This is a genomic window from Kitasatospora sp. NPDC127116 (genome assembly GCF_042677365.1).
Taxonomy (GTDB): Bacteria; Actinomycetota; Actinomycetes; order Streptomycetales; family Streptomycetaceae; genus Kitasatospora; species Kitasatospora lactacystinica.
Map to the genome: position 1 here is coordinate 1 of NZ_JBHXTL010000025.1, position 13,958 is coordinate 13,958.

A 13,958-nucleotide genomic window follows, 5' to 3' on the forward strand; every position below is an offset into this window, starting at 1 on the left:
AACACCCCGACCCACCCATACCCCAACGCGGGGCGCCCCCCCGCGGGGGGGGGGCGGCCCCCGCTTCAGGCGCTACGGGCGCACGGGCCGCGGGCGCGCGCCACTGGCGACGGGCCGCGGGCGCGGGCGCCGCGGACGTCAGTCCTGGACGGCGGCCTTCAGCTGCTCCACCCGGTCGGTGCGCTCCCAGGTGAACTCCGGCAGCTCACGGCCGAAGTGGCCGTACGCCGCGGTCTGCGAGTAGATCGGGCGCAGCAGGTCCAGGTCGCGGATGATCGCGGCCGGACGCAGGTCGAAGACCTCGGAGACGGCCTTCTGGATGGTGAGGACCGGCACGGTCTCGGTGCCGAAGGTCTCCACGAACAGGCCGACCGGCTCGGCCTTGCCGATCGCGTACGCGACCTGCACCTCGGCGCGGCGGGCGAGGCCGGCGGCGACGATGTTCTTCGCCACCCAGCGCATCGCGTACGCGGCCGAGCGGTCCACCTTGGACGGGTCCTTGCCGGAGAAGGCACCGCCGCCGTGGCGGGCCATGCCGCCGTAGGTGTCGATGATGATCTTGCGGCCGGTGAGGCCGGCGTCGCCCATCGGGCCGCCAATCTCGAAGCGGCCGGTCGGGTTGACCAGCAGGCGGTAGCCCTCGGTGGTCAGCTTGATGCCCTGCTCGGCCAGCGCCTTCAGCTCCGGCTCGACCACGAACTCGCGGATGTCCGGGGTGAGCAGCGACTCCAGGTCGATGTCGCTGGCGTGCTGGGTGGAGACGACGACGGTGTCCAGGCGGACGGCCTTGTCGCCGTCGTACTCGATGGTGACCTGGGTCTTGCCGTCGGGGCGCAGGTAGGGGATGGTCCCGTTCTTGCGCACCTCGGTCAGGCGGCGGGAGAGGCGGTGCGCCAGGGTGATCGGCAGCGGCATGAGCTCGGGCGTCTCGTCGGACGCGTAGCCGAACATCAGGCCCTGGTCACCGGCGCCCTGCTTGTCCATGTCGTCCTCGTCGCCCTCGACACGGGCCTCGTACGCGGTGTCGACGCCCTGCGCGATGTCGGGCGACTGGGCACCGATGGACACCGAGACGCCGCAGGAGGCGCCGTCGAAGCCCTTCTTGGAGCTGTCGTAGCCGATCTCCAGGATCTTGTCCCGGACGAGCTGGGCGATCGGCGCGTACGCCTTGGTGGTCACCTCGCCGGCCACGTGCACCTGGCCGGTGGTGATGAGCGTCTCCACGGCGACCCGGGACGTCGGGTCCTCCCGCAGGAGAGCGTCAAGGATGGTGTCGCTGATCTGGTCAGCGATCTTGTCGGGGTGTCCCTCGGTCACGGACTCCGAGGTGAACAGGCGGCGAGACACAGCGCTCCCTGGGGTTGCAGCGGCTGCTGACTGAAGTTCCCCGGGGCGACCCGGGGAACTCCGGAAAGACTTGATTCCTGGAGTCTAACGGTCTGGTTCCGCCGAACGTCACCCGCTTCAGGAATTCTCGACCGCCGCGCGAGCGGTTCCGATCAGTTGCCGCCCGTTTCCAGCCGCTTTGCGACCAGATCCCAGACCACGTCCGCGAGCGCCTCCTTCGGGCCCACCGGAACGGCCGTCTCACTGCCGTCCGAGCCCAGTACCACGGCCTCGTTGACGTCGGTGCCGAAGGCCTTGCCGTTGCCCACCTCGTTCACCACGAGCAGGTCACAGCCCTTGCGGGCGAGCTTGGCCCGACCGTTGGCGAGCACGTCGTCGGTCTCCGCCGCGAAACCCACCACGAGTTGACCCGAACGGGCCCGGTGGGCCGACAGTTCGGCCAGGATGTCCGGATTGCGGACCAGGGCGACGGGCGCCTGCTCGACGCCCTCGACCTTCTTGATCTTGCCGGTCGCGTACTCGGCGGGCCGGAAGTCCGCCACCGCCGCGGCCATCACCACGGCGTCCGCGTCCTTGACCGCCTTCAGCGCCGCCTCGCGCAGCCCCAGCGCGGTCGACACGTGCACCACGTCCACCCCGGCCGGGTCCGGCAGCTCGGCGTTGGCCGAGAGCAACGTCACCCGGGCCCCGCGCGCCGCGGCCGTCACGGCGAGCGCGTAGCCCTGCTTGCCGGAGGACCGGTTGCCCAGGTAGCGCACCGGGTCCAGCGGCTCGCGGGTGCCGCCGGCCGAGACCACCACGTGCCGGCCCGCCAGGTCGGTCGGCACCGCCCCGCCGCGGCGCAGCACGGCCCGGCAGGCCTCGAAGATCGCCGACGGCTCGGGCAGCCGGCCCTTCCCGGTGTCCTTGCCGGTCAGCCGCCCGACGGCCGGCTCCAGCACGATCACGCCCCGGCGGCGCAGCGTGGCCACGTTGTCCCGGGTGGCCGGGTGCTCCCACATCTCGGTGTGCATGGCGGGCGCCACCACGACCGGACAGCGGGCGGTGAGCAGGGTGTTGGTGAGCAGGTCGTCGGCGAGGCCGTGGGCGGCCTTGGCGATCAGGTCGGCGGTGGCCGGGGCGACCACCACCAGGTCGGCCTGCTGCCCGATCCGCACGTGCGGCACCTCGTGGACGCGCTCCCAGGTCTCGGTGGCGGCCGGGCGGCCGGACAGCGCCGCCCAGGTCGCCTCGCCGACGAAGTGCAGCGCGGCGGCGGTCGGCACGACGGTGACCTGGTGGCCGGACTCGGTGAAGCGGCGCAGCAGCTCGCACGCCTTGTACGCGGCGATCCCGCCGCTCACGCCGAGGACCACGCGGGGGGCGTCCGCACTCAGGGTCATCTACCGGCCTTTCTCCGCCTCGGGAACGCACAACGCATCGGGAACGCGTCGCGGCCGTGCCGCGAACGCGCCCACCCTACGGCCCCCCGGCCGGCCCCCGCACCGCGCCCTGCCCTCCGGCGAGCGCCGAAGGGTCGCCGGAGGGCGGCCGGGGAACACCCGAGGGCCGCCGGGAACGCCGAAGGGCCCGGCGGAAACGATTCCGCCGGGCCCTTCCGAAACTCTGCGACTGCCTCAGGCAGCCTCGATCGCCTCGGCGGTCAGCATGCCCGCGTTGATCTCGCGCAGCGCGATCGACAGCGGCTTCTCGTGCACGTGGGTGTCGACCAGCGGGCCGACGTACTCCAGCAGGCCCTCGCCGAGCTGGGAGTAGTACGCGTTGATCTGGCGCGCGCGCTTGGCGGCGTAGATCACGAGGCTGTACTTGGAGTCGGTGGCCTCGAGCAGCTCGTCGATCGGCGGGTTGATGATGCCCTCGGGCGCGGTCATGGAAGAGGACACGCTAAAACCTTCCGAAAGGGTGGAAAAGACAGACAGGTCAGGCTACACCGAGCAAGGCTAGCAGTTCGGCCGCTACCTGCTCGACGGAGGTGTTGACAAGGGTCGTGTCGAACTCGGGCTCGGCCGCGAGCTCGACCTTGGCCGCCTCCAGCCGCTTCTCGATCACGTCCTGCGGCTCGGTGCCCCGGCCGGTCAGCCGGCGGACCAGCTCGTCCCAGCTCGGCGGAGCCAGGAAGACCAGCTGCGCCTCGGGCATCGACTCGCGCACCTGCCGGGCGCCCTGGAGGTCGATCTCCAGGAGCACCGGCTCGCCGCGCTCCAGCTTCTCCTGCACGGCCGCGCGCGGGGTCCCGTAACGGTTCCCGGCGAACTCGGCCCACTCCAGCAACTCGCCGTTGGCGACCAGCTTGTCGAACTCGTCGTTGTCGACGAAGTGGTACTGGACCCCGTTCTTCTCGCCCGGCCTCGGGCGCCGGGTCGTCGCCGACACCGAGAGCCAGACCTCGGGGTGCATCTTCCTCATATGAGCGACGACCGTGCTCTTGCCGACCCCCGAAGGGCCGGAGAGCACGGTCAGCCGCGGACGCTCACTCATGCACCGATTATCCCGGATCGCGGGGGATCCTGGGACCACGGGGGCACGGTCAGGCGGCGCCACCGCCGAACTCCCGCTCCAGGGAAGCGATCTGGTTCGTACCGAGGCCGCGGACGCGCCGGCTCTCGCTGATGCCGAGGCGCTCCATGATCTGCTTGGCACGGACCTTGCCGACGCCCGGAAGGGACTCCAGCAGGGCCGAGACCTTCATCTTGCCGATGACGTCGTTGTCGGCCTTTCCGGCCTTGATCACCTCGTGCAGGGAGGCGCCGGAGTGCTTGAGCCGGTTCTTGACCTCGGCGCGCTCCCGGCGAGCCTCGGCGGCCTTGGCGAGCGCGGCGGTGCGCTGTTCAGGGGTAAGGGGCGGAAGGGCCACGCCGTTCACCTCAGGGTGTGGATGGATGGATTGAGCTAGGACTGGTTCGGTACCGAGGACACCGTCCGCAAGGGGAACCACAAGGCCCTGACCTGCGGGAGCCACCGAAATAGCGGCTCGCCGATGACCTATCGCCGGACACTACCCGGATTGCGGCGCCACGTCAGGAAAAGAACACGAAAAGTCCTGGTCAGCCAAGGCCGACCAGGACTTTCCAGGGCAAAATGACCGCGATTGCGAGACTTTGGCGGTGCCGATGTGACGGCGCTCACGTCGCTTCGACGGCCACCGCGCGGTCCTGCGGACACTCCGCAGGGTCACCGCGCGGCTACCTGAAGGACGGGTTCCGCTACTTGACGGCGTCCGCGAACTCGCCGACGAAGCGCTCCGCCGCCTCCCGAAGCGCCGGCACCGAGGGGCCGTGCCTGAGCACGTCCCGGCTGACGCTCGGCACCACGTTGATCACCGAGGCGCCGAACACCCGCGGCAGGTCGGCCATGGTCGCGCCCTGGGCACCGATCCCGGGGGCCAGCAGCGGGCCGTTGATGGCCAGTTCCACGCCCGCGTCGGCCAGCGTCGCGCCGACCACCGCGCCGAAGGAGCCGAGCGGCGCGGCGCCCTCGTTCTCGGCCGCCAGCTGACGCAGCACCGAGGCCGCGACCGGCTCGCCGTCCGCGCCCACCGCGCGCTGCACCTCGGCGCCCTCCGGGTTGGAGGTGAGCGCCAGCGCGAACACGCCGCAGCCCTGCTCCCGGGCCAGGTCCAGGGCCGGACGCAGCGAGCCGAAGCCCAGGTACGGGCTGACCGTCAGCGCGTCCGAGAACAGCGGGCTGCCCGGCGACAGGAAGGCCTCGGCGTACGCGGCCATGGTGGAGCCGATGTCACCGCGCTTGGCGTCCATCAGGACCAGCGCGCCGGCCGCCCGGGCCTCCTCGACGGTCTTCTCCAGCACCGCGACGCCCTTGCTGCCGAAGCGCTCGAAGAAGGCCGCCTGCGGCTTGAGCACGGCCACCCGGTCGGCCAGCGCCTCGACCACGGTGCGGCTGAAGGTCTCCAGCCCGGCGAGGTCGTCGCCGAGCCCCCAGGCGGCGAGCAGGGAGGCGTGCGGGTCGATGCCGACGCAGAGCTGGCCGCGGGTGTCGAGGGCCTGGCGCAGCCGGGCGCCGAACGGGGCGAGGGTCATGTCGTCTCTTTCCGGAGGGGTGGGGAGGGGGTTCAGGAGCTGCGCACGGCGCTGCCGACGGCGTCGGCCAGGCTGCGGAAGCCGCCCGCGCGGACCTTGGCGGACAGGCCCTTGTGGATCCGCCGGCACCAGAACGGGCCCTCGTAGATGAAGGCGCTGTAGCCCTGGACCAGGTCGGCGCCGTGGACGATCCGCTGCCAGGCGTCCTCGGCGGTCTCGATGCCGCCGACCGAGACCAGGGTCAGCCGGCCCTCGGTGCGGGCGCGCAGCCGCTGGAGCACCTCCAGGGCACGGGCCTTGAGCGGGGCGCCGGACAGGCCGCCCATGCCGATCTCCGCGACCCGCCCGGCGTCGGTGCGCAGGCCCTCGCGGCCGATAGTGGTGTTGGTGGCGATGATGCCGTCCAGGCCCAGCTCCAGGGCGAGGTCGGCGACCGCGTCGACGTCCTCGTCGGCCAGGTCGGGGGCGATCTTGACCAGCAGCGGCACGCGGTGGGCGGTGCTGCGGTCGGCGGCCTCGCGGACGGCGGCGAGCAGCGGCCGCAGGTGGTCCACGGCCTGGAGGTTGCGCAGCCCGGGGGTGTTCGGCGAGCTGACGTTGACCACCAGGTAGTCGGCGTACTTGGCCAGCCGCTCGGTGGACTTCACGTAGTCGGCGACGGCGTCGGCCTCCTCGACCACCTTGGTCTTGCCGATGTTGACGCCGATCACGGGGGTGGAGCTGGTGTGCGGGCGGGCGGCCAGCCGGGCCGCGACCCGGGCCGAGCCCTGGTTGTTGAAGCCCATCCGGTTGATCAGCGCGCGGTCCTCGACCAGGCGGAACAGCCGGGGCGCCGGGTTGCCGGGCTGGGGCTCGCCGGTGACGGTGCCGATCTCGACGTAGTCGAAGCCGAGCATCGACAGGCCGTCGATGCCGACGCCGTTCTTGTCGAAGCCGGCCGCCAGGCCGAACGGGCCGGGCAGTTCGAGGCCGAGGGCGCGGGCGCGCAGGGCCCGGTCGCGCGGGGCGAGCACCAGCCGCACCAGGGTGCGCAGGCCGGGCACCGAGGAGCCGAGGCGGATCCAGAAGAAGGCGAGGTGGTGGGCCTTCTCGGGGTCCATCTTCTTGAAGACCAGGTCGAACAGAAGCTTGTACAAGGGTGGTTCAACTCCCGGAGCGGAGAGAGCAGACGGGCGCGGGCGCCGCCCGTCGGAGGAAGGGTGGCGGTGGGTGACGGGCGGGGCGGTCATGGCAGTGGGGGGCACCCGGCTGTTCCGGTGCCCCCCACTGCGGTGGTGCTACTTGCGGCCGGCGTTGATCAGCTCGGCGTGCTCCTGGAGCGACATCACCCCGACCTCGTCGCGCAGCAGCGCGTCCATGCCCTGCACGGCCGCGCCCATCGCCTGGACGGTGGTCAGGCAGGGCACCGCGCGGGCCACGGCCGCGGTGCGGATCTCGTAGCCGTCGAGGCGGCCGCCGGTGCCGTACGGCGTGTTGATGATGAGGTCGACCTCACCGTCGTGGATCAGCTGGACGATGGTCCGCTCGCCGTTCGGGCCCTCGCCCTCGCTGTGCTTGCGCACCAGCGTGGACGGGATGCCGCCGCGCTGGAGCACCTCGGCGGTGCCGGCGGTGGCGAGCACCTCGAAGCCGAGGTTGACCAGCGCGCGGGCCGGGAAGACCAGGTTGCGCTTGTCCCGGTTGGCCACCGAGACGAAGACCTTGCCCTTGGTCGGCAGCGCGCCGTACGCGCCGGACTGCGCCTTCGCGTAGGCGGTGCCGAACACCTTGTCGATGCCCATGACCTCACCGGTCGAGCGCATCTCCGGGCCGAGCACCGTGTCCACCCCGCGGCCGTGGATGTCGCGGAAGCGGCTCCACGGCATCACTGCCTCCTTGACCGCGATCGGCGCGTCGGCGGGCAGCGTGCCGCCGTCGCCCTCGGCCGGGAGCAGGCCCTCGGCGCGCAGCTCGGCGATGGTGGCGCCGAGCGAGATCCGGGCGGCGGCCTTGGCCAGCGGCACGGCGGTCGCCTTGGAGGTGAACGGGACGGTGCGGGAGGCGCGCGGGTTGGCCTCCAGCACGTAGAGGATGTCGCCGGAGAGGGCGAACTGGATGTTGATCAGACCGCGGACGCCGACACCGCGCGCGATGGCCTCGGTGGAGGTGCGCAGGCGCTTGATGTCGTGGCCGCCGAGGGTGATCGGGGGCAGCGCGCAGGCGGAGTCGCCGGAGTGGATGCCGGCCTCCTCGATGTGCTCCATGACGCCGCCGAGGTAGAGCTCGGTGCCGTCGTAGAGCGCGTCGACGTCGATCTCCACCGCGTCGTCGAGGAAGCGGTCGATGAGCACCGGGTGCTCGGAGATCAGGCCGGCGTGGCGCTCCAGGTAGGAGGCGAGCGAGGCCTCGTCGTAGACGATCTCCATGCCGCGGCCGCCGAGCACGTAGGACGGGCGGGCGAGCACGGGGTAGCCGATCTCGTCGGCGATCGCCTTGGCCTCCTCGAAGGAGAAGGCGGTGCCGTGCTTGGGGGCCGGCAGGCCGGCGTCGCGCAGGACGCGGCCGAAGGCGCCGCGCTCCTCGGCGAGGTCGATCGCCTCGGGCTGGGTGCCGACGATCGGCACGCCGTTGTCCTTGAGCGCCTGGGCCAGGCCCAGCGGGGTCTGGCCGCCGAGCTGGACGATCACACCGGCGAGCGGGCCGGCCTGCTGCTCGGCGTGGACGATCTCCAGCACGTCCTCCAGGGTGAGCGGCTCGAAGTAGAGCCGGTCGGAGGTGTCGTAGTCGGTGGAGACGGTCTCCGGGTTGCAGTTGACCATGACGGTCTCGTACCCGGCCTCGGCGAGCGCGAAGGAGGCGTGCACGCAGGAGTAGTCGAACTCGATGCCCTGGCCGATGCGGTTCGGGCCGGAGCCCAGGATGATCACGGCGGGCTTGGTGCGCGGGGCGACCTCGTTCTCCTCGTCGTAGGACGAGTAGAAGTACGGGGTCTTGGCGGCGAACTCGGCGGCGCAGGTGTCGACGGTCTTGAACACCGGGCGGATGCCGAGGGCGTGGCGCACCTCGCGGACCACGTCCGGCTTCAGGCCGCGGATCTCGCCGATCTGCTGGTCGGAGAAGCCGTGCCGCTTGGCGTGGCGCAGCAGGTCGGGGGTGAGCTCGGCGGCCTCGGCCAGCTCGCCGGCGATCTCGTCCAGCAGGAAGAGCTGGTCGACGAACCACGGGTCGATCTTGGTGTACTCGAAGACCTCCTCCGGGGTGGCGCCGGCCCGGACGGCGTCCATCACGGTGTTGATCCGGCCGTCGGTCGGCACGACCGCCTTGGCCAGCAGCTCCGCCTTGTCGCCGACGGGGCCGGTCCAGGAGAACTGGGAGCCCTTCTTCTCCAGCGAGCGCAGCGCCTTCTGCAGCGCCTCGGGGAAGTTGCGGCCCATGGCCATGGCCTCGCCGACGGACTTCATGGTGGTGGTCAGGGTGGCGTCGGCGCTCGGGAACTTCTCGAACGCGAACCGCGGCACCTTGACGACGACGTAGTCGAGGGTCGGCTCGAAGGAGGCCGGGGTCTGCTCGGTGATGTCGTTGGGGATCTCGTCCAGGGTGTAGCCGACGGCCAGCTTGGCGGCGATCTTGGCGATCGGGAAGCCGGTGGCCTTGGAGGCGAGCGCCGAGGAGCGGGAGACCCGCGGGTTCATCTCGATGACGATGACCCGGCCGTCCTCGGGGTTGACCGCGAACTGGATGTTGCAGCCGCCGGTGTCGACGCCGACCTCGCGGATGACGGCGATGCCGATGTCGCGCAGGATCTGGTACTCGCGGTCGGTGAGGGTCATCGCCGGGGCGACGGTGATCGAGTCACCGGTGTGCACGCCCATCGGGTCGAAGTTCTCGATGGAGCAGACGACCACGACGTTGTCGTTCTTGTCGCGCATCAGCTCCAGCTCGTACTCCTTCCAGCCGAGGATGGACTCCTCCAGGAGCACCTCGGTGGTCGGCGAGAGGGTCAGGCCCTGGCCGGCGATGCGGCGCAGGTCCTCCTCGTTGTGGGCGAAGCCGGAGCCGGCGCCGCCCATGGTGAAGGAGGGGCGCACGACGACCGGGTAGCCGCCGAGCGTGTCGACGCCGGCCAGCACCTCGTCCATGGTGTGGCAGATGACCGAGCGGGCGGACTCGCCGTAGCCGATCTTGGCGTTGACGGCCTCGACGACGCCCTTGAAGAGCTCGCGGTCCTCGCCCTTGTTGATCGCCTCGACGTCGGCGCCGATCAGCTCGACGCCGTACTTCTCCAGCGTGCCCGCCGCGTGCAGCGAGATCGCGGTGTTGAGCGCGGTCTGGCCGCCCAGGGTCGGCAGCAGCGCGTCGGGGCGCTCCTTGGCGATGATCTTCTCGACGAACTCCGGGGTGATCGGCTCGACGTAGGTGGCGTCGGCGATCTCCGGGTCGGTCATGATCGTGGCCGGGTTGGAGTTGACCAGCACGACCCGCAGGCCCTCGGCCTTGAGGACCCGGCAGGCCTGCGTACCCGAGTAGTCGAACTCGGCGGCCTGGCCGATCACGATCGGGCCGGAGCCGATCACCAGGACGGACTTGATGTCACTGCGCTTAGGCACGCTGGCCCTCCATGAGCTTCACGAAGCGGTCGAACAGGTAGGCGGCGTCGTGCGGACCGGCGGCCGCTTCGGGGTGATACTGCACGCTGAAGGCGGGGACGTCGAGTGCCTGCAGGCCCTCGACCACGTCGTCGTTGAGGCAGACGTGGGAGACCTCGACCCGCCCGTAGGGGGTGTCGCTCACCTTGTCCAGCGGGGCGTTCACGGCGAAGCCGTGGTTGTGGGCGGTCACCTCGACCTTGCCGGTGGTGCGGTCCTGCACCGGCTGGTTGATGCCGCGGTGGCCGTACTTGAGCTTGTAGGTGCCGAAGCCCAGGGCGCGGCCGAGGATCTGGTTGCCGAAGCAGATCCCGAAGAACGGGGTCCCGCGCTCCAGCACGCCCTGCGCGACGGCGACCTGGTGGTCGGCGGTGGCCGGGTCGCCCGGGCCGTTGGAGAAGAAGACGCCGTCCGGGTTGACGGCGTAGACGTCCTCCAGGGTGGAGTTGGCCGGCAGCACGTGCACCTCGATGCCGCGCTCGGCCATCCGCTGCGGGGTCATCGCCTTGATGCCGAGGTCCAGCGCGGCGACGGTGAAGCGCTTCTCACCGATCGCGGGCACCACGTACGGCTCGGTGGTGGCGACCTCGGCGCACAGGTCGGCGCCCTTCATCTCGGGCGACTGCTGCACCCTGGCGAGCAGGGCGGCCGGGTCGGCCAGCGCCTCGCCGGAGAAGATGCCGCAGCGCATCGCGCCGCGCTCGCGCAGGTGGCGGGTCAGCGCGCGGGTGTCGATGCCGCTGATGCCGACGACGCCCTGGTTGACGAGCTCCTCGTCGAGCGGGCGCAGGGAGCGCCAGTTGGAGGCGACCCGGGCGGGGTCGCGCACCACGTAGCCGGCGACCCAGATCTGCTTGGACTCGTCGTCCTCGTCGTTCCAGCCGGTGTTGCCGATCTGCGGGGCGGTCATCACGACCACCTGGCGGTGGTACGACGGGTCGGTGAGGGTCTCCTGGTAGCCGGACATGCCGGTGTTGAAGACCGCCTCGCCGAAGGTCTCGCCGATGGCGCCGTAGGCCTGTCCGCGGAAGGTCCGGCCGTCCTCCAGGACGAGCACGGCAGGCACTCGTTCCCGCCGTTGGCGCTGCGTGGTGGGGGCAGGTGCGGTCATTGCGCGGCCTCTTCCGTCTTCGTCTTCGTACGTGTTGCGAGTAGAGCGATCGCCTCGACCCAGGCGGCGTGCTCGTCGGGGTGGTCGGCCCGGAAGCCGGAGTCCAGCTCGGTGCCCTCGTGCGCCCAGCTGACGACGAGCAGCCCGGAGGGGACGACCTTGCCGGCGATCCCGGAGTCCGTGCGGGCACCGGTCAGGTGCTCGGCCGGGATCCAGAAGTCGACGTCACCGGGGCGCTGCACCAGCAGGCCGTCCTCGCCGAGGGTGAGGTCGGCGCGGCTGCGGGTGCCCAGGCCGTGGGCGACGACCCGGTCGAGCCAGTTCCCGGCGGTGGTCGTGCCGTGGTACCGGCCGCTGGTCTCCAGGATGGTGCGCCCGGCGCGGTCCGGCACGGCCGGCAGCGGCGGGATGCCGGACTGCAGGGTGCGCCGCCAGTTCCAGCCCTGGCGCATCAGCCAGTAGACCAGGCCGATCACGATCAGCAGGCCGATGGACCAGCCGATGTAACCGGGCCAGTCGGTGACCTTCGCCTGCTCCTGGGCGAGCGTGGCGTGGAGCATCACTCCGTGCCGCCCTGCTCGGCGAGCTCCCCGGCCAGCACGGTGGCGCGCCCGCGCAGGAAGGTGGCGTGCACCCGTCCGGGCAGGTCCAGGCCCTTGTAGGGGGTGTTGCGGCTGCGGGTGGCGAAGCTGTCCGGGTTCACGGCTCCACGGTACGCGGGATCGAACAGCACCAGGTTGGCGGGCTCACCCACCGAGATCGGCCGGCCGTGGCCGCTGAGACGGCCGATCCGGGCCGGGCGGTGCGACATCCGGTCCGCGACGGCCTCCCAGTTCAGCAGGCCGGTGTCGACCATGGTCTGCTGCACGACCGACAGCGCGGTCTCCAGGCCGACCATGCCCATCGCGGCCACGGCCCACTCGCAGTCCTTGTCCTCGGCCGGGTGCGGCGCGTGGTCGGTGGCGACGGCGTCGATGGTGCCGTCGGCCAGCGCCTTGCGCAGCGCCTGGACGTCCTCGGCGGTGCGCAGCGGCGGGTTCACCTTGTACACCGGGTCGTAGGTGCGGACCAGCTCGTCGGTGAGCAGCAGGTGGTGCGGGGTCACCTCGGCGGTGACGTCCCAGCCCTTGGACTTGGCCCATCGGACGATCTCGACCGAGCCGGCGGTGGAGAGGTGGCAGACGTGCAGCCGGGAGCCGACGTGCGCGGCGAGCAGCACGTCGCGGGCGATGATCGACTCCTCGGCGACGGCCGGCCAGCCGCCGAGCCCGAGCTCGCCAGAGACCTGGCCCTCGTTCATCTGGGCGCCCTCGGTCAGCCGCGGCTCCTGGGCGTGCTGGGCGACGACGCCGTCGAAGGCCTTGACGTACTCCAGGGCGCGGCGCATCAGCACCGCGTCGTCCACGCACTTGCCGTCGTCGGAGAAGACCCGGACGCCCGCGGCGGACTCGTGCATCGCGCCGAGTTCGGCGAGCTTCTTGCCCTCCAGGCCGACGGTGACGGCGCCGACCGGCTGCACGTCGCAGTAGCCGGACTCCTGGCCGAGCCGCCAGACCTGCTCGACCACGCCGGCGGTGTCGGCCACCGGGGTGGTGTTGGCCATCGCGTGCACGGCGGTGAAGCCGCCCATCGCGGCGGCCCGGGTGCCGGTGAGCACGGTCTCGGCGTCCTCGCGGCCGGGCTCGCGCAGGTGGGTGTGGAGGTCGACCAGGCCGGGCAGGGCGATCAGCCCGGTGGCGTCGATCTCGATGTCCGCCTCGACCGTCAGGCCGGTGCCGATCTCCTGGATCACGCCGTCGGCGAGGTGGAGGTCCTGCGGGTCGCCGCCCAGGATCTTGGCGTTGCGGATCAGGTAGCTGGTCACTGGGCGGTCTCCACGGAGTCGGTGCGGGTGGTGTCGGCGAGGGTGGCTCCGCCGAGCAGCAGGTACAGGACGGCCATCCGGACGGAGACGCCGTTGGCGACCTGCTCGATGGCGGTGCAGCGCGGCGAGTCGGCGACCTCGGCGGTGATCTCCATGCCGCGGACCATCGGGCCGGGGTGCATCACGATCGCGTGGTCCGGCAGCTGGGCCATCCGGCGGCCGTTCATGCCGTAGCGGCGGCTGTACTCGCGCTCGGTGGGGAAGAACGCGGCGTTCATCCGCTCGCGCTGCACCCGCAGCATCATCAGCGCGTCCGTCTTGGGCAGCACGGCGTCGAGGTCGTAGCTGATCTCGCAGGGCCAGTTCTCGACCCCGATCGGCAGCAGCGTGGGCGGGGCGACGAAGGTGACCTGCGCGCCGAGGGTGTTCAGCAGGTGGACGTTGGATCGGGCGACCCGGCTGTGCAGGACGTCGCCGACGATGGTCACGTGGCGCCCGGCCAGGTCGTTGCCGCTGCCCGGGTTGAGGTGGCGGCGCATGGTGAAGGCGTCGAGCAGCGCCTGGGTGGGGTGCTCGTGGGTGCCGTCACCGGCGTTGATCACACTGCCGTGCAGCCAGTCGGACTGGGCCAGCCGGGCCGGCGCGCCGGAGGCGTGGTGGCGGATGACCACCGCGTCGGCGCCCATCGCCTGGAGGGTCAGCGCGGTGTCCTTCAGGCTCTCGCCCTTGGAGACCGAGGAGCCCTTGGCGGAGAAGTTGATGACGTCGGCCGAGAGGCGCTTCTCGGCGACCTCGAAGGAGGTCTTCGTCCGGGTGGAGTCCTCGAAGAAGAGGTTGACGACGGTGCGGCCGCGCAGCGTGGGCAGCTTCTTCACGGCCCGGCCGGAGAGCTGGGCCAGCTCCTCGGCGGTGTCCAGGATCAGCAGCGCGTCGTCGCGGCTGAGATCGGCGGCGGAGACGAGGTGGCGCTTCAC

The 13,958-nt window shown here is 71.5% G+C and carries 12 protein-coding genes; all 12 read right to left on the reverse strand.

Going from position 1 to position 13,958, the window contains the following annotated elements; genetic code table 11:
* Nucleotides 1–138: 138 nt before the first annotated feature.
* Nucleotides 139–1,347, reverse strand: coding sequence for a methionine adenosyltransferase (metK, locus tag ACFVHV_RS12970; RefSeq protein WP_380351159.1), 1,209 nt, complete (start codon nucleotides 1,345–1,347; stop codon nucleotides 139–141).
* Nucleotides 1,348–1,499: 152 nt separating this feature from the next.
* On the reverse strand, nucleotides 1,500–2,729 hold the full coding sequence (gene coaBC / locus ACFVHV_RS12975; protein ID WP_380351161.1) for a bifunctional phosphopantothenoylcysteine decarboxylase/phosphopantothenate--cysteine ligase CoaBC: 1,230 nt from the start codon (nucleotides 2,727–2,729) through the stop codon (nucleotides 1,500–1,502).
* A 234-nt stretch (nucleotides 2,730–2,963) separates the two neighbouring features.
* Nucleotides 2,964–3,230: a DNA-directed RNA polymerase subunit omega gene (rpoZ, locus tag ACFVHV_RS12980; protein ID WP_030240625.1), complete on the reverse strand. Its 267-nt coding sequence runs from the start codon at nucleotides 3,228–3,230 to the stop codon at nucleotides 2,964–2,966.
* A gap of 37 nt (nucleotides 3,231–3,267) precedes the next feature.
* Entirely contained in the window at nucleotides 3,268–3,825 is a 558-nt protein-coding gene (gene gmk / locus ACFVHV_RS12985; protein WP_359897418.1) for a guanylate kinase, read from the reverse strand.
* 49 nt (nucleotides 3,826–3,874) lie between these two features.
* Nucleotides 3,875–4,201 (reverse strand): integration host factor, actinobacterial type, encoded by a 327-nt coding sequence (mihF, locus tag ACFVHV_RS12990; protein ID WP_030056187.1) that lies wholly within the window; start codon nucleotides 4,199–4,201, stop codon nucleotides 3,875–3,877.
* 349 nt (nucleotides 4,202–4,550) lie between these two features.
* Nucleotides 4,551–5,384, reverse strand: coding sequence for an orotidine-5'-phosphate decarboxylase (pyrF, locus tag ACFVHV_RS12995; RefSeq protein ID WP_359897419.1), 834 nt, complete (start codon nucleotides 5,382–5,384; stop codon nucleotides 4,551–4,553).
* Between the two features lie 32 nt (nucleotides 5,385–5,416).
* Nucleotides 5,417–6,520 (reverse strand): quinone-dependent dihydroorotate dehydrogenase, encoded by a 1,104-nt coding sequence (locus ACFVHV_RS13000; protein WP_380351164.1) that lies wholly within the window; start codon nucleotides 6,518–6,520, stop codon nucleotides 5,417–5,419.
* 141 nt (nucleotides 6,521–6,661) lie between these two features.
* Nucleotides 6,662–9,970, reverse strand: coding sequence for a carbamoyl-phosphate synthase large subunit (gene carB, locus ACFVHV_RS13005; RefSeq protein WP_359897422.1), 3,309 nt, complete (start codon nucleotides 9,968–9,970; stop codon nucleotides 6,662–6,664).
* Nucleotides 9,963–11,120 carry a glutamine-hydrolyzing carbamoyl-phosphate synthase small subunit gene (gene carA / locus ACFVHV_RS13010; protein WP_359897424.1) on the reverse strand — a complete coding sequence of 386 codons (1,158 nt, stop codon included), beginning with the start codon at nucleotides 11,118–11,120 and terminating at the stop codon, nucleotides 9,963–9,965. The genes carB and carA overlap by 8 nt, the downstream gene beginning before the upstream one ends.
* The gene (locus tag ACFVHV_RS13015; RefSeq protein ID WP_359897426.1) at nucleotides 11,117–11,680 is read right to left on the reverse strand and encodes a hypothetical protein; all 564 of its coding nucleotides are present in this window, start codon (nucleotides 11,678–11,680) and stop codon (nucleotides 11,117–11,119) included. The genes carA and ACFVHV_RS13015 overlap by 4 nt, the downstream gene beginning before the upstream one ends.
* A complete protein-coding gene (locus tag ACFVHV_RS13020; RefSeq protein WP_380351166.1) occupies nucleotides 11,680–12,984 on the reverse strand; it encodes a dihydroorotase in 1,305 nt (434 codons plus the stop codon). Before ACFVHV_RS13020 ends, ACFVHV_RS13015 begins: the two co-directional genes overlap by 1 nt.
* Nucleotides 12,981–13,958 (reverse strand): aspartate carbamoyltransferase catalytic subunit, encoded by a 978-nt coding sequence (locus tag ACFVHV_RS13025; RefSeq protein ID WP_359897430.1) that lies wholly within the window; start codon nucleotides 13,956–13,958, stop codon nucleotides 12,981–12,983. Before ACFVHV_RS13025 ends, ACFVHV_RS13020 begins: the two co-directional genes overlap by 4 nt.

Coding starts and splice junctions, on each gene's coding strand:
- coaBC (WP_380351161.1), bottom strand. CDS start 2,729: ATGACCCTGAGTGCGGACGCCCCCCGCGTGGTCCTCGGCGTGAGCGGC.
- gmk (WP_359897418.1), bottom strand. CDS start 3,825: ATGAGTGAGCGTCCGCGGCTGACCGTGCTCTCCGGCCCTTCGGGGGTC.
- pyrF (WP_359897419.1), bottom strand. CDS start 5,384: ATGACCCTCGCCCCGTTCGGCGCCCGGCTGCGCCAGGCCCTCGACACC.
- carA (WP_359897424.1), bottom strand. CDS start 11,120: ATGACCGCACCTGCCCCCACCACGCAGCGCCAACGGCGGGAACGAGTG.
- ACFVHV_RS13015 (WP_359897426.1), bottom strand. CDS start 11,680: ATGCTCCACGCCACGCTCGCCCAGGAGCAGGCGAAGGTCACCGACTGG.